Genomic DNA, 22,786 nt, shown 5'->3' on the forward strand with positions numbered 1-22,786 from the left:
GAAATTTTTAGATTATGTGATTTAGATTATTATGAAAAGTAGAATACAACCTTTTCAGAAGAAAAAGAAGTCCAAAGAATGGTGGATAAAACTCATGATAAAGAAAAAAATTAAAACAAAATTATTAACAGGAATGGTATCGCTCATAATTATAGGAACATTCTTTTTACCAGCTGCAGTAGAAATTACTAATGCTTCAGATATCACTATTTCGACAAATCAGAGTACCAATAGCACTGAGACTACAATTTAACGATTACTTTGCCAAAAATCCAATCAATATCCCTGGCATGAATTCAAATGAGGCAACTAAAATTGTTAAAAGCATGGTAACCTTGTCCGATACAGCAAAAGGTGTAAGTGATAATGAAAAATCTAGTATTACTAATGCGTTTAAAGCTAATCTAGGGAATACATTTTCATTACACGCAAACAATTTTATGCTGGATTTCACTAACGTGACTGTCTTGCAAGTTTCTGGCGAAACTGGAACAGAAGATTACTATACAATCACTGTACCAATAGTTGACAGTAATCTCAATTTCTTTAGTAATGTCACTGCTGTATACGACATGAATAAAAATTTAAAAGGTTATCAAGAAACTCTTATTTCCAAATCAGTAAAAGATACCTTTGAAATCAATTTGTATTCTAATGGGACTCAAACAAATCATCAAATTCTTGAAGAAAAATTTGTTAGTAATGAAGACTTACAGCAAGAACTTCAAGATGTTCAAAAAGAAGCAAGGCAATTACAGCAAACAAGAGGTTTAGTAGAGAAAGTTGCTTGTCTAATGATTGTTTTAAATATTAGTCGCACAATCGCAAATATTCTTGCTCCAGTCTGTGCAGCTGCTTGCTTATCAGTAGTTCCAGTATGTGTTGCTTGTGTAACAGGTTTTGTTGCTTTAGGTGGTGCATCAATTACAGGTGTTATCGGCTGTTTTAAATTATAAAAAAATTTATTTTGATCGAGGACTTACAAATGAAAGGCATTGTAAACAAGAAATTTACTATCTATTCAATTATGAGCATCCTTTTAATACTAATTGGGTTCTTCTTTTATTCAAAGCCATTAGAACCTAAAAATACATTAACTCTAATCAGTAATTCTCAATTGCAGGCAATGGTAGACAAGAAGGAGGATGCTATTATCTATTTTGGTAGGCCCACTTGTCCTCAGTGTCAAGAATTTGAACCTTTATTAAGAGAAATACTAGCAAAAAATAAAACCTCTATTTATTATTACAATACTGATGAAGCTCGAAAAGACAACTCAGACACACTAAGTAATTTTTCAGCTAACTTAGACGTGGATACAGTGCCAACAGTCATTAAACTTTCAAAAGGAAAGACCATAGATAAAATAGTAGGTCTAAAGACTACAGATGCTATATATGAATTTATTATAAAATAAGTAGGTGGACATTTGGTACACGATAAAAACTGGACTAAAAATGAAATGTTTTTAGCGCTATTAAAACTATCAATTATTATAAATATTGTCGGAAATTTAGTTACTAATCTGAAAGATAGTGGCGGATTACTTTATCTCAATCTATTATTCGGTGTCTGCTTTCTTCATATTCTTAGATATTACAATCTGAAAGTTATAGAAAAGTATTTTTATATAACTTTGGAAATATTATTATCACTAATAGCAATATTTTACTTTATATCATCTACAGTCAATTCTCTCAAATAAGGAATATGTACTGAAATATTAAAAATACAGCTTCGCTAATGGACCATGAGTGATTTTCTCGTGTTCCATTAGCGATCTTTTCTTATGCAGACATCGGCGATCTCAATTGGGCTTAAGAAAGAGCGTACTTTATAAAAAAATAGAATCTCCTCCAATACGAAAACGATTGGGAAGCTTCTGTTTTTTTCAATTGTTCTGTGTTTAATTATGACTTAGAAAGGTAGAGCTATTTGACAACGATCTCTTTGCTTTCGAATTGACCGAAATCAATGGTAAACGTATTGGTTTGACTATCATAGACAATCCCTTCACTCGTAGACACCACGTCAGTAAAATCACTTGGTAAAGTAAGTGTTACTGGTTCAGTTTGTTGCGTTGGATTGGCAATTGTATAAACTGTTTGTTCTGCCTTCGTTTGTTTTAGTAAAGAAATTGGTTTATTCGTTTTGATCCCTGCCATTTCTCCGCCTTGTTCTTGCCAAAAATTGATGCCTAAGTAACCAGAGGTTTTCACTTCGACTGCTTGGATTTCTTTGGTATTTTGCAAAATAGCAACTGGCTGTTTTGCTGCATAATCTGCTAATTCCGATTGAGTTTTGCCGGGCAACATCACATAAGCATATTCTGCATCTTTTGGTTGCTGTCCATGATTGATTGAGAAGGTGCGGTAGTCACCTGTATAGGGTGTATCACTAGGAAATGCTTCATTGATTTCTCGATAAGTACCTGTACGTGTCTCACTGATCACATCGACTGTTTCCTTTTGTGGGAAATAATAACCGATCGACGCATGTTGATGATCTGATTCTAACAATAACCAAGATGTCTCCTTCGTTTGTTGTGACTGATCAATCATTCCTGTATCCGAAAGTACTTGATACGTATACGAATCATTTAATAAACGATTATCGACAATTGTTTCGATTGAAGCAGTTGTATCTCCTGTAATACCGGCACCTAAGGCAATGATTTGCCCATCCAATGTAAACCATGACTTCTTCCCTTGTACATTCATCGGTAAGGTCGTTCCATTATTCTTTGTTCCTTCTTTGTTAAGAGCCATTCCTACTACACCTTGATCTCCAGCAACGGCACCGCCTACCCATGTTTCATTTGAAGTCACTGTAGTAAATGCTGAAATTTCATCTGCTAAAGGTACTGTATCGATGGTCGTACCAGGTAAACGATAAGGATCGATTGTTGGCCAATAACTCGGACCGAATTGGACTTGGTCATCATTGTAAAGATAGATCATCCCGTCAGACGTATGCCAGCCTCGTTGATTTTCCAGATTTCCTGCTTCAAATGAAGAGATTCGCTTCGAATACATGCTTAATCCTAAATGGTAACTCTCTGTTCGTTGGACAAACCGATCCATTGCATGGTACATCTTTGTTCCGATGAACGGTAGTTGCTTACCCATCACCGTGGTATTAGCCAATAGCTCCGTTGTCATCATCAAATCATTGTAATCTCTCGTATTTGTCAAATAATAGTTAGGATTAGACAACATCCAATATTTCACTGCTTCTTGTAAAGCTTTTTGCTGTGTTTCAGGTGCAAATTTCGCCACGATCATTAAATTGTACATCGTTGTCGATCCGTAACCCATTTTTGTCGCTGCTGGTACTCGAGAAATGGAACGACCATTGACTAAAGGCAACATTTCACCTTGATACACTAATGGGATAAATGCCGATTGTACGTTATCAACAAAGGACTTTATTTGATCAGCTGTCAACGTATAGCGAGATTCTTTGACGATCGATAAAATTTGGCCTACGCCTTTGACTAGTACATTGCCATAAGAGCCTGTATAAGGGATCGTTTCATGCTGGATAAATGAACCATCTTGATAAAATCCATCTCCATGGGTCACCAATTTAAAGGCATCTGTGATACTTTCAACTGCTTGTGTAACTTTCGCTGGATCATTTTGTAAGAGACCTAGTCCTAAAACAGTTTGCGCTAAATCTGTGCGATTCGCACCAGTTGTTGAAAAATTTGGTATAAAATCAAGCGCGACAAAAGTTCCTTGTGGTTTTGTGTAGAGTTGTTTAAATGGATCGGGTACATATCTACTCAACACAGCCGTATACTTTTGAAGTTTCTCCTCTGGTACGTCTTCATCCAGCACCATCAAAATTGCCACAAATTTTTGAGCTACTCCGATTTGCCAATCCCACCAATTGCCATGATACTTTGTTCCATCATAGCCTTTTTTTGTGATCATAAAATCTAATCCACTTTGAATCGCTTGACTGATGACTTCATCTTGATAAAAACTTGTCCCATTCGTTCCATATGCTAACGCTAGTTTTTGCAACTTTGTAAATTGCGTGGTTAAATCTGCCGAAGCGGTATTCCCAGATTCTAATGGCCACAGATACGTGCGATCAGGATCTTGATTCATTGTCTCGTAAAGTTTTTCTGCTTCGTCAGAAAGAGCGTTTACATAATTGGCAATCGCTGGATTAGCTAAATCGGTCGTTGTTGACACAAGTTGATCTTTCCAGTTTGCTTTCATTGTTTGAAATTCTTCTGTCGGTTCTTCCACTTGCAGACTATTGACCGCTCCACTACGCATGGAATAAATAGTTAATTTACTCTCATTCCCAAATAACCGAATCCCTGAATAACCTGACCAGTCCCCATTGATCGTTGTCCCATCAGAATAAAGAACTTCTTGATTTTCATACAACAAACGGTCGTTCAAATATGCTTGGAACGATGTTCCTTCATATCTTAGTAACAATTTATAGGTTTGTCCTGAAATCAGTGTAGGACCTTTGATGGCTGTCAACCATTTCCCCCCAGGCTGCCCCAATTGCCATTCACCATCGCGCATATAGGCAAACGATTGCCAGTTCGATGTCGTCTGATCGTTTCCTCGAAAAACTAGTCCAAAATTGGTCTGTCCCTCATATAGAAACGTGTATTCTAGATCACCTGAGCTACGGACACCTGCATCTAATAATAACGACACAGACTCAAATTGTTGATTGACTTTCTGGTTTGCGATCTGTAACCCATTCTCGTTGGTATATTTATCTGCTTTTCCAACAATGTCTTGCCAAGTACCCAAATGCTGCGAAAAATCTGACTCATAGTTCCCTGATGTCGTATTTTTTTGCATGTCAGTCTGTGTTCCTTCTGCACCGACTTGTTGACTGTACCCTAACCCAATACCAACGAATAAACTACACCCTAATGTCACCACTAATTTTGTTGACCAACGCTTCATTTTGTTCTCCTTTTTGATTATAGATATTTTTTGAACTAAAAAAATCTGCAAGAAAGGCGCATTCTTATTTCGAACGATTCTTTCTTGCAGATCGGATCACGACCTTGCGATCACTTCATTCATTTTTTATGAATCATTTAAGCTAAGATCCCGGCAGCACTTAATGCAATCGAAAGAATCAAAATGATCCAGATCACGCGAGTTGAATTCAATTTCTTCTGACCTAACATCCAGTAAGTCAATAAGACTAATAAAACCGGTACTAATGAAGGTAAGATCGCATCTAATGTATCTTGAACAACTAACTCCACCCCATTTTGTTTGTAAACGAAAGGAACCGTTGCTTTGATAACTGACGGAATCAAGGCACCAATAACTGTGATCCCTAAAACAGTTGCTGCGTTGGTGAATTCTGTTAGTTTATTTTTCAGAGTCGTAACTAATTTAACTCCTTGCTTATAGCCAAGTGGTAATAATGCTGCTCGTCCAAAAAGTAAAGCGATATTGGCAATGATCCAGATCACACAGCCAACGACTGATCCGCTTTGTGCCAATGTACCTGCGATTGAACCAAAAATCGTTCCCCAGATGACATGGAATAATGAATCGCCTACCCCTGCCAATGAACCCATCAACGCTGTTTTCAACGCGACAATCGTATCTTTTGCTTTGTAACCATCTTCTTCTTCAATTGCCACATCGATCCCCATGATCAAGTTCCCAAAAATTGCATTCGTATTGAAAAATTGATTATGAGTATTCATCATATCTTGTAATTGTGATTTGTCTTCCCCATAGAATTTTTTCAGTACAGGTAAAATACCATAGAGATAACCGGTACTCATCATACGCTCATAGTTCCAATTCAATTGGCTACCAAGGATATAGCGCCAACTGATGACATTCAATTCTTTTTTCGTTAACTTTTGATTACTCATCGCCATCAAAACCTCCTTCAAGTGTTCCAGTGGTTGTCACTGTTTGAGCAGTTGCTTCTTTTTCGTTATCTCGTTTGAATACTAACAATGCAGCAATAACACCAACGATTGAAATACCAAGCATTGGTACTTGTAGATATGCTGATAAGAAGAAACCTAAAAGTAAGTAAGGAATATACTGTTTTGCTGGTAAATAATGTAAAAGGATGGCCACACCGACAACTGGTAGTACGCCACCTGCTGTACGCAATCCATTCATCAACCATTCAGGTGTATTTTCTGTGATTGTTGAAACTGCCGCATCACCGACTAGTAACATCAATAAGATCGGGATTGCTCGAGAAAGCCCCCATAGGAATGAACCAGATAATACTAACCGTGGGATACTGTTGATACGCATATCTTCAATCGCACGATCGACACGGTGAAGCAAAAAGACATTACAGAAGCGAGCAACGACATCAAGCTGTAGCATCAGTAATGATACTGGTACAGCTAGACCGATCCCATATTCCGCCCCTTTACCAGAAATAACAGCAAACGCCGTTCCTAATACAGCGCCAGTAAAGAAGTCGGGTACAGATGCACCTCCAAAAGCCGCAATCCCTAAACGCATCAATTGAAGGGTTCCCCCTACCATCAAGCCAGTTTCTAAATCTCCCATGATCATCCCGGAGATCATTCCCGCAATGGCTGGTTGTGTCAACGTATTTGAAATAAGTGAATCATTGATTGCAATAAAAGCATAAACTGTAATAAGAATAATTTGATACATGGCTAAATGTTGCATGATTATTTCCTCCTAAATCACTTTCTTAGTTTTTCCATAAAATCGATGACTGGATCATTTGGTACCAGTTGAGCGGTCACTTTTATGTCTTTGGCTGCGATTGCTTCAAACACTGCTTCTTCTTCTTTCATGACCTTGATGCTTTTCGTGATTTCTCTCGCACCTTCTTTATGACTCATGTTTCCTACATTAATTGCAGCCAGCTCACCGCCCGCTTCTAAATACCGCAAGACATCTGTTGGATTTTTAAAAAGTAAAAAAATACGTTGCTTGCCATATTTGCCAGATTGAACATTTTTTGCCGCCGCAGCAACAGTTAAAACGGATAGCCGCATAGATGTAGGCGCTGCCATTCTTAATGAAGATTTTTGTAAAGAATCCATTGCTGCCTCATCATTGATCACGATGATCCGTTGTGTATTCAAACTTGTGGACCAAATTCCTGCAACTTGACCATGAATCAAGCGTTCATCAATCCTTACATTGACAATATTCGCTTTGCCTTTAAATTCCTTATATTGTGCTAGATCTCCCTCTGCGGCTTGCGTTTCTTCCGCTTCCGTTGCGATCATCTTGTTTTTGACATCTACGATACCCCCGCGTGCCAAATCGATCAACGCCTCGATCGTTGCTTGTGGATTAAGGGTCGCTTCCATGACTAAAGGTAAAGACATCCCAGCAATAATTGTAACTTCTTCATCTTCTAGGTAATTTTTTAGCGCTGTGTTACATGGTGTCCCACCTAGCAGATCTGCAATAATCAAGGTCGAACCGTTAAGGGCTTTCATTTTCTCAGTTAATTCATGTTCAAATTGTAAATTATCGCCATCTGGTCTTAAAGAAAGTGTGTGGACATGTTCTTGCACGCCAACGATCATCTCTAAACTGGCTTTGACTCCATCGGCCATGCTACCATGACTGACCAATAAGATATTTCTCATCTCTCTTCCCCCTTAAATAAACATCTAAGCTACTTAACATGTTAGCTATTGATTACGTACACTATATCACATATCAACTCAAACGTAAACCTAACATCTTAACATATTATATTTTTTCTTAAAAAATTTAGATCCAAAATTAATCCATTGCCACAAACAAGTTAACATGTTATGGTAAGATTAATTGAATACCGCAAAAAAAGGAGGTCTCATGTGGTGATTCCCAAATATGAACAAATTAAGCAAGAATTATTAGCTGAAATCAAAAATCATTTATTTGTTCCTGGAGATAAGTTTTACTCAGAAGCAGATATCAAGAAAAAATATTCTGTCAGCTCGATCACAGCCGTTAAAGCATTGAATGAGCTTACAACCGCTGGCTATCTCTATCGCGTCCAAGGGAAAGGGACCTTTGTTTCTAAATCAAAAGTCTCTCAATCAGTCAAATTCTCAGATATCGAATTACATTCATTAGATAAAGAGAAGGTCAAGGTCGTTTCGATAGAAGAAGCGCAAGAACCTGAAATTTTAGAAGAACTTGGACTACCAAAAAATGGTTCTTATTATCGCATCAAACGAGTGCGATATTTTGAGGATATCCCTTTCCTTGTGCATATCACTCATCTGCCAAAACGTTTGGTCAAGGAACCTATTAGTAAAGACTTATCTCAATACTCCAGTATCTACGAGAGAGTGAGAAAAGATTTTGGGATCGACCTCTTCTCTCTTTCATCTGTTGAGACGAATGAAATTGTCTTTCCCGATGATCCAGAATTATTGAACTTGTTAAAGTTAAGCTTTCGCGAACCAGTCGTCAAACAAGTCAAGCATTCTTTTCTTGCCGATCGAAGCGTAGCCGAATATATCATTAGTTATAAGCACTGGAAATATTTCAAAACAAAAATCGAAGTAGAAGCAGAATAAGTAGAACGGTAATAGCCGTAATTTCGCACCCATTGAATTAAATAAGCAAAACCAGAAGGAATCCATCAGACCGTTCTTTGAACGTTTTGTGGATTCCTTCTTAACTATATATATCTATCCATGATCGGAGTTACTTACTTTAAAAAATAAATAAAGTTATTTATTTTCCGATCTTTCTGTTTTTTTATTTTGCCATTCGCTTTTTCTGATTATTTAGGTTATACTAGTTTAAAGTTAATATGTTAACAAATTAAGAGGAGTGGTATGATGGGATTACAACAAACAAAAGATTCCCTTATTTCCATAAGTCAGTCTGTCGATAGCGCCTGGCTAGCGAAGCAAATTGATTGGTGTTGCCAAAAAATCGAACATAATATGACACGCTACGGTCTAGATTTTCCGTCGGCTTGCGCAACAAATGGGATCTATCGGATCAAACCTAATGATGACTGGACGAATGGCTTTTGGACTGGCATGTTATGGTTGGCTTATGAATGGACTGGCAAAGAGAAATTTCTCGTACGTGCCATGGAAAATATCCATAGTTTCAAAGAGCGTTTAACCACACATCACGTGCTAGATCATCATGATATTGGTTTCTTATATAGTTTATCTGCTGGTGCAGGCTATCGGTTAACCAACAGCTTATTATGCAAAGAAGAATTGCTTCAAGCCGCAGATGTCTTACTTGCACGTTTTCAAGAAAAAGGACAATTTATCCAAGCCTGGGGCGCGTATGGCGATCCAAAAGAATATCGCTTGATCATCGATTCATTGATCAACTTACCTTTATTGTTCCAAACTTCTGAGATTTCAGGTAATGATCATTATCGAGAAGTAGCAAAGAAACATTACGAAACAGTGTTACGTACCGTTGTTAGAGAAAACGCAACAACTTTCCATACGTATTATTTTGATCCTTCAACCGGTACACCAACTCACGGTGCCACACATCAGGGAAATAGCGATGAGTCGATTTGGGCACGTGGCCAAAGTTGGGCTGTTCTTGGGATTCCTTTAAATGAAAGTTATTTAAAAACTTCGTCTTTACCTACAAATTATGAAGCAATCGTGGATGTCTTTTTGGCACATTTGCCAGAAGACCTTGTTCCTTATTGGGATTTTGATTTCACAGATGAACATCCTTCTGACAAAGATAGTTCAGCCTTAGCGATCACCGCCTGTGGATTATTAGAAGCCGCAAATATGGAAGCGTATCCTCAGTCTGAAGAATTAGCGAAAGGAATGCTCTACCAATTAGGCGAACATTACACATCTTTGTCCGAACCTGATAATGAAGGTCTATTACTACATGGCGTATATGCCCATGCAGAAGGTAAAGGAATCGATGAACCTAATCTTTGGGGCGATTATTTCTATCTAGAAGCTCTGATGCGTTTAGCAAAACCCTCGTGGAAAAAATATTGGTAAGGAGAAACCAACATGCAAACTTTTGAAATAAAAGAAGACTTTCTTTTAGATGGGCAGCCAATTAAATTGATCAGTGGCGCCATCCACTATTTCCGTCTTCCTCAATCGCAATGGGAAGATAGCTTATATAACTTGAAAGCATTAGGCGCAAATACTGTCGAAACCTATATCCCTTGGAATATCCATGAACCCAAAGAAGGACAATTCAACTTCGAAGGAATGAATGATTTCACTGCTTTTGTTGCACTTGCTCAACAACTTAGCTTGATGGTTATTTTACGCCCTTCTGTATATATTTGTGCAGAATGGGAGTTTGGCGGTCTACCCGCTTGGTTGTTAAAAGAACCAGGTATTCGTTTGCGGTCGACGGATGAACGATTTATGACAAAAGTCAAAAAATACTATGATGTCTTACTGCCCAAGATCCTCCCTTTACAAATTTCAAACGGTGGCCCTGTTATCATGATCCAAATCGAGAATGAATATGGTTCTTATGGGATGGAAAAAGCGTATCTACGTGAAACGAAACAACTACTAGAGAATGCCGGCATCACTGTTCCTCTATTTACTTCCGATGGCGCTTGGAATGAAGTATTGGATGCTGGAACGCTGATTGAAGATGATGTATTCGTCACTGGTAATTTTGGTAGTCATTCTAAAGAGAATAGTGCGGTCTTGCAAACCTTTTTTGAGAAACATGGGAAAAAATGGCCCTTGATGTGTATGGAATATTGGGATGGTTGGTTTAATCGCTGGGGCGAGCCGATCATCAAACGAGATGCTCAAGACCTAGCGAATGAAGTCAAAGATATGTTAGAAGTCGGTTCTTTGAATCTGTACATGTTCCATGGAGGCACCAATTTTGGTTTTTATAATGGCTGTTCCGCACGTGGAAATACCGATTTACCACAATTGACAAGCTATGACTACGATGCGTTACTCACTGAAACGGGTGAACCTACAGAAAAATATTATGCTGTCCAACAAGCAATCAAAGAAGTTTGCCCCGACGTATGGCAAGCAGAACCACGTACAAAACAATTAGAGTCTCTTGGTAGTTACCCAATTGATACTAGCGTTTCTTTACTAAACACAAAAGAAACACTAGCAAAAGCGGTACCTACCGCATATCCTATGACGATGGAACAAGTCAGTAATGGGTATGGTTACGTCTTATATTCTTTGGCATTGAAAAACTATCACCATGAAAACAAAGTGCGGATCATCGAAGCAAGTGATCGAGTTTCTGTTTATGTGGACGAAACCTATCAATTGACGCAAGACCAAACAACGATCGGTGAAGAGTTCATGATCCAAGGAAAGACAGAAAATGAAGAAATCCAATTAGATGTACTAGTAGAAAATCATGGAAGAGTCAATTATGGCTCAAAATTGAATAACCCGACCCAAACAAAAGGGATTCGTGGCGGAATCATGCAAGATATCCATTTCCATCAAGGCTATCTACATTATCCTTTGCCACTATCAGCCGAGCAACTTCAGCTGATCGACTATCAAGCTGGCAAAAATCCAGCTCATCCTTCGTTTTATCACGTATCATTTGATGTAGCCGAGCCGATAGATACGTATATCGATTGTTCCAACTATGGTAAAGGAGTGATTTTTGTCAATGGGATCAACCTTGGCCGCTATTGGAATCGTGGACCGATCTATTCACTTTATTGTCCAAAAGATTTCCTTAAAAAAGGGGAAAATGAAGTGGTGATTTTCGAAACAGAAGGCGTCGAGATCCACTCTTTAGATTTTCTCGCAGAACCGAAAGTTGAGCAAAGTGTTTGATAATGATAACTAAACAAAGACGAGGGTCATCATCTGATGACCCTCGTCTCTTTTCGTTGACAGTTATTCATGTTCTAATTCAATTTTCTTGGGTTGTTCTTCTGCTGGAACTTGTTCAAACTTCCGCAATAAATAAATCTTACGAATATTCAATACTAATGTTTTGATCACCGCATACACAGGGATACAGATCAACATTCCCATGATGCCAGCAACACTTCCTGCACCGATCAATACTAAAATGATCGTTAGTGGATGAATGTTCATTGTTTTTCCGAAGAGTAATGGCTTGATCACATTGCCATCCAATTGTTGGATAACAAGAATGGATAACGCCATGTAGAGTGCTTGAAATGGCGAAATAAACAGTCCGACAATAATAGCTGGTACTGCACCAATAAAAGGGCCAACGTACGGTATGATATTCGTCACTCCGCAAACGACTGCCAGCAACAAACTATACGGCTGCTTGAAAATCGTCATTGCAATAAAACTCATCACGCCAATGATCACTGCATCCACAATCGTGCTACTGATATAAGCAGATAGTGTTTCATTCAACTCTCTGACCGTTTGGCGTAATTCTCCTCGAATTGCTTGAGGAAAGAAAGGCGATAACGCATCGATAAATTTATGTCCATCTTTGAACATAAATAATAAGATGAATGGGACAGTAAACAATAAAATAAAGAATTGCATCATAAAAGAAAGAATTCTTGAAACGCTCCCTGTCAGACTAACCAACAAGATATTGAACAAGTTGCTCAACGACAAGTTGGCAGACGCAAACTGTTCTTCTAGATTCAATGAACGAAACTCTTCTCTTTGCATGATCTCAGTCAACCAACGACTTGTTTCGTCTGCATATGCAGGGATACTTCTGGTTAATTGCACTGCTTGATCAACCAATTGAGGCAAGATGTTCATGATGGTCAAAAAGACGATCACTAATAAAACGATCAATGTCAATAGATAGCCCAACACGCGTGGTACTCGATGTTTTTCTAAAAACAAGACAACTGGATTAAACATGTAATAGAAAAATCCAGCAATGATCAACGGCATAATGATTGCAGATGCCATTCTTAAAATCGGGTGAAACACATTTGGCATACGTAAAATAAAGAAAACGCCAATAATCGTTAAGACTAATTCCACTGTCCAAAATAACAATTTTGACTCTTTGAACCTTGAATACATAGATATCCTCCAAATTTCATGCTTACAGATACTCTTATTTTATCATTTATTCATCGGTAAAGCGCTATTTTTTCTTTTATTTCTTGTTATTTAAAAAAAGTGGTTACTTAGGTAGATAAACTAACCAGATGTAAGTTAGTAATATTTTTATACGTGGATAATTCTTCGATCACTTCTGCATACGTCAATCCTTTTGGTAAATCGATCGTATAAACATTTTTATAAATACGGTAATCATCCACAAATTTTACATCAAAATTGACATCCTCGATCGTAATGTTTCTTTTTTCAAAATAATCATTCAAGAAATCCTTGGTTTCTTTTCGATGAATAAATTGGATCACTAATTTTTTCGTTGTTGGTACATGGATGATGCGCTTCACTACAGTCAATGCAAACACAATACCGACGAAACTAGTGAGTGCAATGGCATAAAAACCCATTCCGATTGCAATACCCAATCCTGCGATTGCCCAAAGTGAGGCTGCGGTCGTTAACCCAGTCACTGATTGTTTCGTAACAATGATCGTACCTGCTCCTAAAAAGCCGACGCCACTGACAACTTGTGCAATCAAGCGAGCTTCATCTGAACGGAGGGTCCCAACTAATTCAGGATACTCTAATGCATTTCTCAACGCACCACTGGCAATTTCCACTTGGATCAAGGCAATAATACAAGCCCCCATACAAACCAAAATATGTGTACGCATCCCTGCTGGACGGTTTTTATATTGTCGCTCAAAACCAATTGCTCCGCCAAAAAGCAATGCGATACTCAATCGTATAATAATTTCTGGTATGGATAAAACCATATCCTCCATGAATATCCCCCCTCCTATCAAATATAGCACGACTAAAAAAAACAAACAAAATATAACTATTTTTTATGACCTAAAAAAAAGCCACTGTGCCAGATCATCTGATAAAAACCAGATGATCTCCAGTGACTGAAATCTTTTCTATTATAATTTGCTTGTTGCTGCTTCATCAACAATGACTATCACGTCATCATGATTTTGCAAAGCACTTGCTGGCATATCTGTGGTAACAGGTCCGTTGATCATTCCATTGATTGCTTCTGCTTTACTTTCGCCATAAGCCATCAAGACGATTTTTTTACCGTTTAGAATTGAGCCGATTCCCATAGAAACTGCTTTCGTTGGGACGTCTTCCACTTTATCAAAGAAACGTTTATTGGCATTGATTGTTGATTCAGTTAAATCGACAACACTTGTTTTTCCATCAAATGGAGCACCAGGCTCATTAAAACCGATGTGACCGTTTTGACCGATCCCTAAAATTTGGATATCGATTGGATGTTCTTCAATGATTTGGTCGTAGGATTGACAAGCTTGATCTAAATCAGCTGCTTTTCCATCAGGTACGAATGTTTCTTTAAATGGTTTCTTGTCAAATAATTCAACATTCATAAAATGGCGGTAGCTTTGATCATCTGAGCCACCTAATCCAACATACTCATCCAAGTTAACAGAAGTCATGTTACTGAAATCCATGTCGCTTGAAGTCATTTCTTTATATAAAGTGATTGGCGTACTCCCTGTTGCTAAACCTAGAACTTTCGCACCATTTTCCATTCCATTTTTAATTATCTCAAAAGCTTTTTTTCCGCCTTCTTCAGCATTTTTCACACGAATGATTTCCATAACGATTACTCCTTTTGTTTTGGTATAGCCCAATTATAGCACCTTTATTTCAAAATAACAATATCTGTATAGACCAAATATGCCATAATTATCAAAATATTATTGATTTCATCAAAACGTAACTAAAAGTTCCAGAATCAAAAAAACTATAAAAGTCATCCATCTCTAATGGCTTTCATAGTTTTTTTGTCAATTCATAGTACTAGCCTTATTCCTATTTAGGAATCTAGTGATTGTTGGATGTTTTTTCTGCGAGTAGAGAAATAGTATTGAAAAATAAACGCGCACAATTGGAAAATCAGTCCCGTAACAGTCACACCTACCCAACCATAATGCTGCCACATCATTGAGCCTAATAAAGAGCCTGTTGCTCCACCGATAAAGTACATAAACATAAAAATCGTGTTGTTGCGGTTACTTGTTGCTTCGCCAAGACCTTGTACTCTGCTTTGATTCGCTACTTGCCCGAACTGGTTCCCAACATCTAATAAAATGATTGCAACTAATAGGACAGCAACATAATCACCAGCAATGAATAAGGCTAGGAAACTGATTGTCTGCATCACTAAGCCCATGCCAACGATTCTTCTTTCTGAATAACTATCCGCCAAGCGGCCCACGATCGGCGCAGCTACTGCTCCCGACAAACCAAAGATTGCCAAGATCCCTGCTTCAAAAGTTCCCCAACCATAGGCTGGACTACTGATATAAAAGATCAGCGTTGACCAAAAAAGCGAAAACGTTCCAAACATAAAAAAGCCATTGATTGCAGCTTCACGCAACAATCGTTGCTCTTTGACGAGTTTCGGTAAGCTTTTTAGTGAAGCAAGATAAGAGACTGTTGACTCTTTTTCCAACGTTCCTTGTGTTCTCGGTAATTTTAAATAGAGTAGCACAGTGAGCGCTCCAACTAGGCAAAGGGCAAATAGGTAAACACTACGCCAAGAAAACCAACTGGCAAGAAGTCCTGAAACAGTTCGAGAGAGCAAGATGCCCATTAGTAAACCACTCAATAAGATCCCCATGGTTTTTCCTCGCGCTGCTGGTCCTGCAAGTACGGCGCCGTAAGGAATAATGATTTGCGGAACGATCGATAGTAGACCAATCAAGAAAGAAGCAACTGCAAATAGAGCAAAGTTTGGTGCGAAAAAGGCTGCTAATAAGGATAGTGCAGATAATCCCGCCATGCGAATGATCAATTTAGGTCGATCGACAACATCCCCTAATGGAACTAAAAATAATAATCCTAATGCATAGCCTAACTGAGTCAGCATCGTCAACAAACCCACAGCACTCGTATTGACTGATAAATTTGCCGCTACTTTTGTGCCAATTGGTTGGATATAATACATATTTGCGACGACTACTCCACAGGTGATCGCTAATAATAAAATCAATGATTTCGAAAGCGGTGTTTGCTTATTCATTTCCATCGGATTCCCCCATTTCCTTTCTTAGTTTACAACTTCTTAGAATAATTGAAAACAGGGAGGCTCAAATAAAATAAATAAAGTTATTTAACTAAATGTTTTCTTCGATCTCGATAGATAATGACCACCAATACTGTTAAAACTAACACACTAGCGACCAAAACAAGTGCTTTTATATGTTCCCCATGAAACAATGCTTCTCCGCCACACGCATATAAAAGGGAAGATGGCACTACGCCGATAAGGATCGATAATAATAACTCACGAACCGAAAGATTTAAGGAGGTTGCGGCAAAGTTCACGACAGAAGACGGAATCACCGGTACCATATAGCCGATCATGACTCCTATTTTTGGATGCTTCATCCGACGTATTGCTTTGACCCAACGATTCTCTTTTTTACTATGATCCATAAAGGATAAATGTTGCATCAAAACGATCGATAAGATATTTCCAAGTGCATTGCCTGTTACATTGATAACTGTTCCTAGAAATGGACCATAACTTAGGCCGACGACCACACCGATCACAGAAGTAGGAATACCTGGCACCGCACACATCAAACCGATCAATAACGTCAAAATAAACGCAGCAGATACTCCGTGTGAACGAATTTCTCGCATCCATTCTTTGCGACTTGCCCGTGGATCTAGCAATAAGTGGATATCTGGTCGATACTCTAAATAAAGTTGATAGCCAACAAACAAAATCAGCAGTAATCCTAAACCAATCAGTGTATTACGTATATATTGCTTTTTCATAGCGACTTCTTCTCCTCCTCAGACTTACTCACTGTTAGTGTATCATTAGATGAGGAAACAGAACAAACGTGATACTTAAAATACCAGACTTTCAATCACTATTATTCTAAACATGCTGAAGGCAATACAATTCGCTCAAAAAATACCGGAACTACTCATGTTAAAGTTTCGGTTCATAATCATGAATAGAAAAGATTTAATTACTTTTATTTTGCAATAATTCACTGCTTTTAGTTTACCTTGGTGGCTTTAATATCTGGCTTTCTAATTTTTCATTTATTAATATTTCCTATTTCTTTCTACATCGTAAGAGGATTTTTTCGATTCATCAGACTTTACATCAGAGGATTTATTGTACATGAAGTCTATAGCTACGTTTAAATTCAATATTTGCCATTTTCATCACTGCTTTTATTGCTTCATCTGAAGAGTCGAATTCATACTTACTCTTTTCGAATCCCTCTTCAACTATTGTATATCGTTCTTGATCATAACTGATAAGTAAATAGCGATCTTTTTTGAACGTAAGAATTTTTAACTTAAAACAATCCTTCGATTTAAATTTTCTTTTCAAAAATTGCTTTAATTGCTTTTTACAAATCATGTTCATTTTACTATGCCTCTACTTTCTTCATAGACTTAGTAATTCTGTGATTTTTATTGAATCGATGGACAAATCTATTTACTTCTTTATCAAATAATTCTTTTTTTAACGTTCGACTAATATAAAAAACTTGTACCTTCTTATCCTCTATCATAAAAGCAATTCGAAAATTTTCTTTTCCTAAGCGGATTTTCATTTCATAAATTGATTGTTTTACAGGTGTAACAACAAGTTTGATTCGATAAAAGTTGTGTGTCAAATACTCATTCACTTTATATAAGATTATTTCTTGATACCTTTTTGATTGATTCTCAGAAAATATATTCAGAATTTCTTTACTGACTTTAACTTCATATGTCATGCCTATCCCTTCTTACATATATTTTTAAAGTCTATCTATCCACACTTTCTCACTGATAACCTTTATAAAATTAAGCATGTGTTGTCCTTCTATTGCTTTGTCTGATTAAAGTTTCAATCATTTTCACTTTTCTATGATAGTGATATTTGCTTTTCCACAAGTTAATTCTTGTTCTAATATTGACTTTATTTGCAATGCACATTCTTTTGAAAATGGTTCAGCCTCTTCCCATGATCCTAATAATGGATAATTATGGCGTACCGTTTTAACATACTGTTTATTTTTTACTCCTCGCGTTTGGACTTCTACATAATACATAACTATACCTTCTTTGTTAAATTATTTATGTAAAGGCTACTCTTTCAAGCAGCTGAGAAAAAGTGGCAGAAAACACAGAAGCTCTGGTGAGACTAATTGAGGGTTGCAACAACAAGCCTTTTGTCCTAAAAGTTGGATAGAAGATCATGCACCACAACATAATTATAGTCTATAAAAACAAGGCTTTCTATTCGTTTTAATTATATATGTTATAAAAAATGCCATCCGAAGATGGTTAGCGCATAAGCTTTTACCTGTATTATAATTTTATAATTATTGATGACTTCTATTCACTTCAACCGCTTTAATATCAAGCTTTTAATATTACTAATAGTTTCTGTGCTTTAATGAAAATTACTATCATTTTTAGTTACTCCACCAAAGTATAGCTCAAAAACCCACCACTTTTTCAATCAAATAATCCTATGGAGGGGATAAACTATCAATTGTTGAGTTCTTCTACTCCTTTATGCAAATAAGCATATATAAGGGTTTTATTTTGAAGAATTTATGGCAACGTCCTATACTTAAATTATCAAATAAAAAGGACGTGAAGATAAATGTCAGATTTAGAACACAAAGAAGAAAAAGCTTTAGACAAAATTGTTGCTACAGTCAATAAACTGGATAAAGAATTAAATGAACTTGATACGTTATCTGAAAATCCAGAAAAAAAACACAACCTAAAAAAATGGTTAGTTGAACGTAAGGCGATTCATGAAATCAAAAAAATTCTTCATGAAGCTGATAAATACGAAAAATATGATGAAAAAGAACTTGATAAAGAATTTAAAGAAATTAATGATCTATTACAATAATCTGTTTAAACGACTCATTTTGAGTCGTTTTTTTTATACAAAAAAACGACCAGAACGAGTCTGGATAATAGTTGAGTTACAAGAAGATTGTACACGTACCCAAATTCCTTTTAGCTACCGTCATCTATCGCCAACTATATCTAATTACGAATAAGTTTTAGTAATATACTTGATGAACACCTTTCTTTTCTGCAACTCCTCATGGTCAAATGGTTTTTATGTTTTTACTTGTGTTGCTACGGTTTAGAACTAGAAATAAAAAGCATTTCAAAAAACAAAAAAAGGCTAAAAACCTTAATCAATAAGGTTTTTAGCCAATCAAAAATCAATAAAATTATTTAACTGTTACAGAAGCGCCAACTTCTTCAAGTTTAGCTTTTAATTCTTCAGCTTCTTCTTTAGAAACGCCTTCTTTAACTGGTGCAGGAGCGCCATCAACTACAGCTTTAGCTTCTTTCAAGCCTAAGCCAGTTGCTTCACGAACTGCTTTGATAACTTTAACTTTTTGGTCTCCAGCTGCAGTTAATTCTACAGTGAATTCAGTTTGTTCTTCAGCAGCAGCACCGCCACCAGCAGCAACTGCAGCTACAGGAGCAGCAGCAGATACGCCAAATTCTTCTTCAATAGCTTTAACTAGGTCGTTAAGTTCTAGGATAGTTGCTTCTTTTAACTCAGCAACGATGTTTTCAATGTTCAATGCCATTTTTGTTTCCTCCATTTTAAATGTTCTTTTTTTATTTATTGTTTATGCTATGCGGCGATTAAGCTGCATCTCCATCTTCTTTGTCTGCGACTGCTTTGACAGCGTAAGCCACGTTGCGGACTGGCGCTTGTAGTACAGATAGCAACATAGATAGAAGTCCTTCGCGGTTTGGCAATTTTGCCAATGCTGTGATTTCTTCCAATGTAGATACTTTACCTTCGATAATACCGCCTTTGATTTCTAATGCTTTTGCTTCTTTAGCAAATTCGTCCATGATTTTCGCTGGTGCTACTACATCTTCGTTACTGAATGCAACGGCTGTAGGGCCAGTGAAAACTTCGTCCATGCCTTCTAGGCCGGCTTTTTTCGCTGCACGTGAAAGGATTGAGTTTTTGATAACTTTCATTTCAACGTTAGCTTCACGAAGTTGTTTACGTAAGCGAGTTACTTCATCAACAGTTAATCCACGGTAGTCAACTACGACTACAGAAGCTGCTTCAGTAAATTTTGCACTTACTTCGTCAACGATTGCTGCTTTTTTTGCGATAATTGCTTCACTCATTTTTGAGTTTCACCTCCTGAATTTTGATGGAAGAGTTTTTTACGACTGAATCGTTTGTTCATCATCTAATCACTGCGTTCTTAGTGATTCTACTCGCTTGCGCTCGAAAGGAGACTCCTTTCGCTCAACTCAATGAGTATTGTTCATCATCTAATCTCTTCGTTCTTAGTGATTCACAACAAAAAACTCTATGCCACCGTAGACATAGAGGGACTATTGAATATATTCAATAAACGTCCTCGGTAGGAAATTAAGGCTACGCCACCTACTGTCTTCGGTACAAGTTAATTATTAACCTCAACTAGCTTAGCACGCTAAACTAGTTGAGTCAAGAATTATTTTTCAGTTGGATCAATCAACGTTCTAATCGTTGGATTAGAAAGAAGCTTGGTCTACATGGATACCAGGTCCAAATGTTGTTGTTACAGTAATGTTTTTCATGTATTGACCTTTAGCTGCAGATGGTTTAGCTTTCACTAATACATCATGGATCGCAGCAAAGTTTTCAACTAATTTTTCGTTGTCGAAAGAAACTTTACCGATTGGTACGTGGATGTTTCCAGCTTTGTCAACGCGGTAAGTTACTTTACCAGCTTTTACTTCGTTGATTGCTTTTGTTACGTCCATTGTTACAGTACCAGTTTTAGGGTTTGGCATTAAGCCTTTAGGTCCTAATACACGTCCTAGACGACCAACAGTAGCCATCATGTCAGGTGTTGCAACAACTACGTCAAAGTCAAACCATCCGTTTTGGATTTTTTGAACCATGTCGTCGTCACCAACGAAGTCTGCACCAGCTGCTTCAGCTTCTTTTGCTTTGTCTCCTTTAGCAAATACTAAAACAGTTTGTGTTTTACCAGTTCCGTTTGGTAATACAACAGCTCCACGAATTTGTTGGTCTGCTTTTTTAGGGTCTACGTTTAGACGGTATGCAACTTCAACTGTTGCATCAAATTTTGCAATGTTTGTTTCTTTCGCTAATGCTACTGCTTCAGCGACAGAATAAACTTTACTTGAATCCACTTTTTTCAATGCTTCTTGCATTTTTTTGCTCTTTTTAGCCATTTTGGTTCCTCCTTGATTGTGGTTATAACGGTTGTACCTCCCACGTGTCCTATACCTTTCAATACAGGGCCAACTGAGAAGCTACTTTCTTAGGGTGTAGATTATTCTACAGTGATCCCCATGCTTCGTGCAGTTCCTTCAACCATGCGCATTGCTGCTTCAACGTTAGCTGCGTTTAGGTCTTCCATTTTTAATTCAGCGATTTCTTTTACTTGATCGCTAGAAACTTTAGCAACTTTATTTTTGTTTGGTTCGCCTGAACCTTTTTCGATTTTCGCTGCTTTTTTCAATAATACTGCAGCTGGTGGTGTTTTTGTAACGAATGTGAATGAACGGTCTTCGTATACAGAAATCACAACTGGAATGATCAAACCTGCTTGATCAGCTGTACGAGCATTGAATTCTTTTGTGAATCCCATGATATTGATACCCGCTTGACCTAGTGCAGGACCTACTGGGGGAGCTGGAGTTGCTTTACCTGCAGGAATTTGCAATTTAACGATTTTTTCTACTTTCTTTGCCACGAGACATACCTCCTTAAGTCCGTGATGTGGTTAATTGGAGATGCATATTTCTCCTCCCACGTATTGTCAGTTGATCTTAAAACCAATTGACATATCATGTACATAACGAATGCACACTGATACAGTATAGCAAATTTTTCTCTTTTTTCAACAATTTTTTCTGATTATTTTCACCTTTATCCAAAAAAAAGCTAAATATCTGGTTAAAACGTGAAGAAATCTCTTTATAAATCGCTTATTTATGCTAAACTTACGCCTGTATGAACCTAATACATATTATATATAACAAATAAGTTCTTCTATTCTAATGAGGTGAAATAATGAAAGATCTAAAATACAGAAGTGTATTTGATATTATTGGTCCTGTCATGATTGGACCGAGCAGTTCGCATACTGCTGGAGCAGCAAGAATCGGAAAGATCGTCCGTAGTATTTTTGGTGATCAACCAGATTCTGTTGACATCTACCTATATGAGTCTTTTGCCAAAACCTATCGTGGACATGGTACTGATATTGCCTTAGTTGGAGGATTATTAGGCATGGAACCTGATGATTCTCGTTTAGCAGATTCGTTAAGGTTGGCTCATGAAGCAGGTATGGAAGTATTATTCGTACCTAAAAGTGAAAAAGCCGATCATCCTAATTCCGTCAAAATGTTGTTGAAAAAAGGCAGTCGAAAGCTTTCGGTTACAGGCATCTCAATTGGTGGGGGTAACATCCAGATTTCTGAATTGAACGGCTTCAAGATTTCATTAAGCATGGGAACACCAACCTTGATCATCGTCCACCAAGACGTTCCTGGCATGATTGCTAAAGTCACCAATATTCTTTCAGAAACCAACACCAATATCGGTACAATGACAGTTACTCGTGAGTCAAAAGGCGAAAATGCCATTATGATCATGGAAGTGGACGATCCTCAAGTAGAAGATACCGTAAAAAAACTAAAACAGTTACCAAATATTGACAGTGTCAATTATTTCGAGTAAAGGAGCAGACGAGG

General features: G+C 37.4%; 22 protein-coding genes and 1 other annotated feature. Of the genes, 7 read left to right on the forward strand and 15 right to left on the reverse strand.

Going from position 1 to position 22,786, the window contains the following annotated elements:
- Positions 1-191 precede the first annotated feature (191 nt).
- Both HZ311_RS05385 and HZ311_RS05390 read left to right on the forward strand, forming a co-directional pair.
- On the forward strand, positions 192-956 hold the full coding sequence (locus HZ311_RS05385) for a hypothetical protein (protein WP_023520336.1): 765 nt from the start codon (positions 192-194) through the stop codon (positions 954-956).
- Between the two features lie 29 nt (positions 957-985).
- Entirely contained in the window at positions 986-1,417 is a 432-nt protein-coding gene (locus tag HZ311_RS05390; protein ID WP_010734304.1) for a thioredoxin family protein, read from the forward strand.
- A 514-nt stretch (positions 1,418-1,931) separates the two neighbouring features.
- Here the strand turns inward: HZ311_RS05390 and HZ311_RS05395 are convergent.
- The 4 genes from HZ311_RS05395 to HZ311_RS05410 form a co-directional block, all read right to left on the reverse strand.
- Entirely contained in the window at positions 1,932-4,949 is a 3,018-nt protein-coding gene (locus tag HZ311_RS05395) for a polysaccharide lyase 8 family protein (RefSeq protein ID WP_137072838.1), read from the reverse strand.
- Between the two features lie 137 nt (positions 4,950-5,086).
- Positions 5,087-5,887: a PTS system mannose/fructose/sorbose family transporter subunit IID gene (locus HZ311_RS05400; RefSeq protein ID WP_178946806.1), complete on the reverse strand. Its 801-nt coding sequence runs from the start codon at positions 5,885-5,887 to the stop codon at positions 5,087-5,089.
- Positions 5,880-6,677, reverse strand: coding sequence for a PTS mannose/fructose/sorbose/N-acetylgalactosamine transporter subunit IIC (locus HZ311_RS05405; RefSeq protein ID WP_010734299.1), 798 nt, complete (start codon positions 6,675-6,677; stop codon positions 5,880-5,882). The genes HZ311_RS05400 and HZ311_RS05405 overlap by 8 nt, the downstream gene beginning before the upstream one ends.
- Before the next feature lie 17 nt (positions 6,678-6,694).
- On the reverse strand, positions 6,695-7,618 hold the full coding sequence (locus tag HZ311_RS05410) for a PTS mannose/fructose/sorbose transporter subunit IIAB (RefSeq protein ID WP_010734298.1): 924 nt from the start codon (positions 7,616-7,618) through the stop codon (positions 6,695-6,697).
- Positions 7,619-7,834: 216 nt separating this feature from the next.
- On the opposite strand from HZ311_RS05410, the gene HZ311_RS05415 reads away from it, so the two are divergent.
- The 3 genes from HZ311_RS05415 (at position 7,835) to HZ311_RS05425 (ending at position 11,773) form a co-directional block, all read left to right on the forward strand.
- On the forward strand, positions 7,835-8,542 hold the full coding sequence (locus tag HZ311_RS05415) for a GntR family transcriptional regulator (protein ID WP_023520339.1): 708 nt from the start codon (positions 7,835-7,837) through the stop codon (positions 8,540-8,542).
- 267 nt (positions 8,543-8,809) lie between these two features.
- Positions 8,810-9,973: a glycoside hydrolase family 88 protein gene (locus HZ311_RS05420; RefSeq protein WP_153830520.1), complete on the forward strand. Its 1,164-nt coding sequence runs from the start codon at positions 8,810-8,812 to the stop codon at positions 9,971-9,973.
- A gap of 12 nt (positions 9,974-9,985) precedes the next feature.
- The gene (locus HZ311_RS05425) at positions 9,986-11,773 is read left to right on the forward strand and encodes a glycoside hydrolase family 35 protein (protein WP_023520341.1); all 1,788 of its coding nucleotides are present in this window, start codon (positions 9,986-9,988) and stop codon (positions 11,771-11,773) included.
- 63 nt (positions 11,774-11,836) lie between these two features.
- Here the strand turns inward: HZ311_RS05425 and HZ311_RS05430 are convergent, their stop codons facing one another.
- The 7 genes from HZ311_RS05430 to HZ311_RS05460 all read right to left on the reverse strand — a co-directional run bounded on the left by HZ311_RS05430 (position 11,837) and on the right by HZ311_RS05460 (position 18,111).
- Complete coding sequence (locus HZ311_RS05430; RefSeq protein WP_010734294.1) at positions 11,837-12,973, reverse strand: AI-2E family transporter; 1,137 nt, start codon at positions 12,971-12,973, stop codon at positions 11,837-11,839.
- Positions 12,974-13,080: 107 nt separating this feature from the next.
- Positions 13,081-13,794, reverse strand: a complete 714-nt coding sequence (locus tag HZ311_RS05435) for an MgtC/SapB family protein (protein WP_010734293.1) — start codon at positions 13,792-13,794, stop codon at positions 13,081-13,083.
- Positions 13,795-13,935: 141 nt separating this feature from the next.
- Positions 13,936-14,637 (reverse strand): glucosamine-6-phosphate deaminase, encoded by a 702-nt coding sequence (gene nagB / locus HZ311_RS05440; RefSeq protein ID WP_137072844.1) that lies wholly within the window; start codon positions 14,635-14,637, stop codon positions 13,936-13,938.
- A gap of 218 nt (positions 14,638-14,855) precedes the next feature.
- A complete protein-coding gene (locus HZ311_RS05445) occupies positions 14,856-16,070 on the reverse strand; it encodes an MFS transporter (RefSeq protein ID WP_023520343.1) in 1,215 nt (404 codons plus the stop codon).
- Positions 16,071-16,150: 80 nt separating this feature from the next.
- Positions 16,151-16,828: a TVP38/TMEM64 family protein gene (locus HZ311_RS05450; RefSeq protein WP_137072846.1), complete on the reverse strand. Its 678-nt coding sequence runs from the start codon at positions 16,826-16,828 to the stop codon at positions 16,151-16,153.
- Between the two features lie 614 nt (positions 16,829-17,442).
- A complete protein-coding gene (locus HZ311_RS05455) occupies positions 17,443-17,793 on the reverse strand; it encodes a hypothetical protein (RefSeq protein ID WP_010734288.1) in 351 nt (116 codons plus the stop codon).
- A gap of 123 nt (positions 17,794-17,916) precedes the next feature.
- Complete coding sequence (locus HZ311_RS05460) at positions 17,917-18,111, reverse strand: hypothetical protein (protein ID WP_010734287.1); 195 nt, start codon at positions 18,109-18,111, stop codon at positions 17,917-17,919.
- A 560-nt stretch (positions 18,112-18,671) separates the two neighbouring features.
- Between HZ311_RS05460 and HZ311_RS05465 the strand changes: the two genes are divergently transcribed.
- Positions 18,672-18,929 (forward strand): hypothetical protein, encoded by a 258-nt coding sequence (locus HZ311_RS05465; RefSeq protein WP_010734286.1) that lies wholly within the window; start codon positions 18,672-18,674, stop codon positions 18,927-18,929.
- Between the two features lie 334 nt (positions 18,930-19,263).
- Here the strand turns inward: HZ311_RS05465 and rplL are convergent, their stop codons facing one another.
- From rplL to rplK, 4 genes are all read right to left on the reverse strand, one after another.
- A complete protein-coding gene (rplL, locus tag HZ311_RS05470) occupies positions 19,264-19,632 on the reverse strand; it encodes a 50S ribosomal protein L7/L12 (protein WP_010734285.1) in 369 nt (122 codons plus the stop codon).
- Between the two features lie 58 nt (positions 19,633-19,690).
- Complete coding sequence (gene rplJ / locus HZ311_RS05475) at positions 19,691-20,194, reverse strand: 50S ribosomal protein L10 (RefSeq protein ID WP_010734284.1); 504 nt, start codon at positions 20,192-20,194, stop codon at positions 19,691-19,693.
- 170 nt (positions 20,195-20,364) lie between these two features.
- Positions 20,365-20,490 (reverse strand) — a sequence feature (ribosomal protein L10 leader region).
- 79 nt (positions 20,491-20,569) lie between these two features.
- Positions 20,570-21,259 carry a 50S ribosomal protein L1 gene (gene rplA / locus HZ311_RS05480; RefSeq protein WP_010734283.1) on the reverse strand — a complete coding sequence of 230 codons (690 nt, stop codon included), beginning with the start codon at positions 21,257-21,259 and terminating at the stop codon, positions 20,570-20,572.
- A 101-nt stretch (positions 21,260-21,360) separates the two neighbouring features.
- A complete protein-coding gene (gene rplK / locus HZ311_RS05485; protein WP_010734282.1) occupies positions 21,361-21,783 on the reverse strand; it encodes a 50S ribosomal protein L11 in 423 nt (140 codons plus the stop codon).
- 320 nt (positions 21,784-22,103) lie between these two features.
- Here rplK and sdaAB point away from each other — a divergent pair, with 320 nt between their 5' ends.
- Positions 22,104-22,772: an L-serine ammonia-lyase, iron-sulfur-dependent subunit beta gene (gene sdaAB / locus HZ311_RS05490; protein ID WP_010734281.1), complete on the forward strand. Its 669-nt coding sequence runs from the start codon at positions 22,104-22,106 to the stop codon at positions 22,770-22,772.
- Positions 22,773-22,786: the final 14 nt, after the last annotated feature.

Origin of the sequence: Enterococcus mundtii (assembly GCF_013394305.1) — a bacterium.
Taxonomy (GTDB): domain Bacteria; phylum Bacillota; class Bacilli; order Lactobacillales; family Enterococcaceae; genus Enterococcus_B; species Enterococcus_B pernyi.

Bases quoted from the DNA above. Each gene is read 5' to 3' on its own strand.
- HZ311_RS05385 (WP_023520336.1), top strand. From the start codon at position 192: ATGCTTCAGATATCACTATTTCGACAAATCAGAGTACCAATAGCACTG.
- HZ311_RS05390 (WP_010734304.1), top strand. From the start codon at position 986: ATGAAAGGCATTGTAAACAAGAAATTTACTATCTATTCAATTATGAGC.
- HZ311_RS05395 (WP_137072838.1), bottom strand. From the start codon at position 4,949: ATGAAGCGTTGGTCAACAAAATTAGTGGTGACATTAGGGTGTAGTTTA.
- HZ311_RS05400 (WP_178946806.1), bottom strand. From the start codon at position 5,887: ATGAGTAATCAAAAGTTAACGAAAAAAGAATTGAATGTCATCAGTTGG.
- HZ311_RS05405 (WP_010734299.1), bottom strand. From the start codon at position 6,677: ATGCAACATTTAGCCATGTATCAAATTATTCTTATTACAGTTTATGCT.
- HZ311_RS05410 (WP_010734298.1), bottom strand. From the start codon at position 7,618: ATGAGAAATATCTTATTGGTCAGTCATGGTAGCATGGCCGATGGAGTC.
- HZ311_RS05420 (WP_153830520.1), top strand. From the start codon at position 8,810: ATGGGATTACAACAAACAAAAGATTCCCTTATTTCCATAAGTCAGTCT.
- HZ311_RS05425 (WP_023520341.1), top strand. From the start codon at position 9,986: ATGCAAACTTTTGAAATAAAAGAAGACTTTCTTTTAGATGGGCAGCCA.
- HZ311_RS05430 (WP_010734294.1), bottom strand. From the start codon at position 12,973: ATGTATTCAAGGTTCAAAGAGTCAAAATTGTTATTTTGGACAGTGGAA.
- HZ311_RS05435 (WP_010734293.1), bottom strand. From the start codon at position 13,794: ATGGAGGATATGGTTTTATCCATACCAGAAATTATTATACGATTGAGT.
- nagB (WP_137072844.1), bottom strand. From the start codon at position 14,637: ATGGAAATCATTCGTGTGAAAAATGCTGAAGAAGGCGGAAAAAAAGCT.
- HZ311_RS05445 (WP_023520343.1), bottom strand. From the start codon at position 16,070: ATGGAAATGAATAAGCAAACACCGCTTTCGAAATCATTGATTTTATTA.
- HZ311_RS05450 (WP_137072846.1), bottom strand. From the start codon at position 16,828: ATGAAAAAGCAATATATACGTAATACACTGATTGGTTTAGGATTACTG.
- HZ311_RS05455 (WP_010734288.1), bottom strand. From the start codon at position 17,793: ATGACATATGAAGTTAAAGTCAGTAAAGAAATTCTGAATATATTTTCT.
- HZ311_RS05460 (WP_010734287.1), bottom strand. From the start codon at position 18,111: ATGTATTATGTAGAAGTCCAAACGCGAGGAGTAAAAAATAAACAGTAT.
- HZ311_RS05465 (WP_010734286.1), top strand. From the start codon at position 18,672: ATGTCAGATTTAGAACACAAAGAAGAAAAAGCTTTAGACAAAATTGTT.
- rplL (WP_010734285.1), bottom strand. From the start codon at position 19,632: ATGGCATTGAACATTGAAAACATCGTTGCTGAGTTAAAAGAAGCAACT.
- rplJ (WP_010734284.1), bottom strand. From the start codon at position 20,194: ATGAGTGAAGCAATTATCGCAAAAAAAGCAGCAATCGTTGACGAAGTA.
- rplA (WP_010734283.1), bottom strand. From the start codon at position 21,259: ATGGCTAAAAAGAGCAAAAAAATGCAAGAAGCATTGAAAAAAGTGGAT.
- sdaAB (WP_010734281.1), top strand. From the start codon at position 22,104: ATGAAAGATCTAAAATACAGAAGTGTATTTGATATTATTGGTCCTGTC.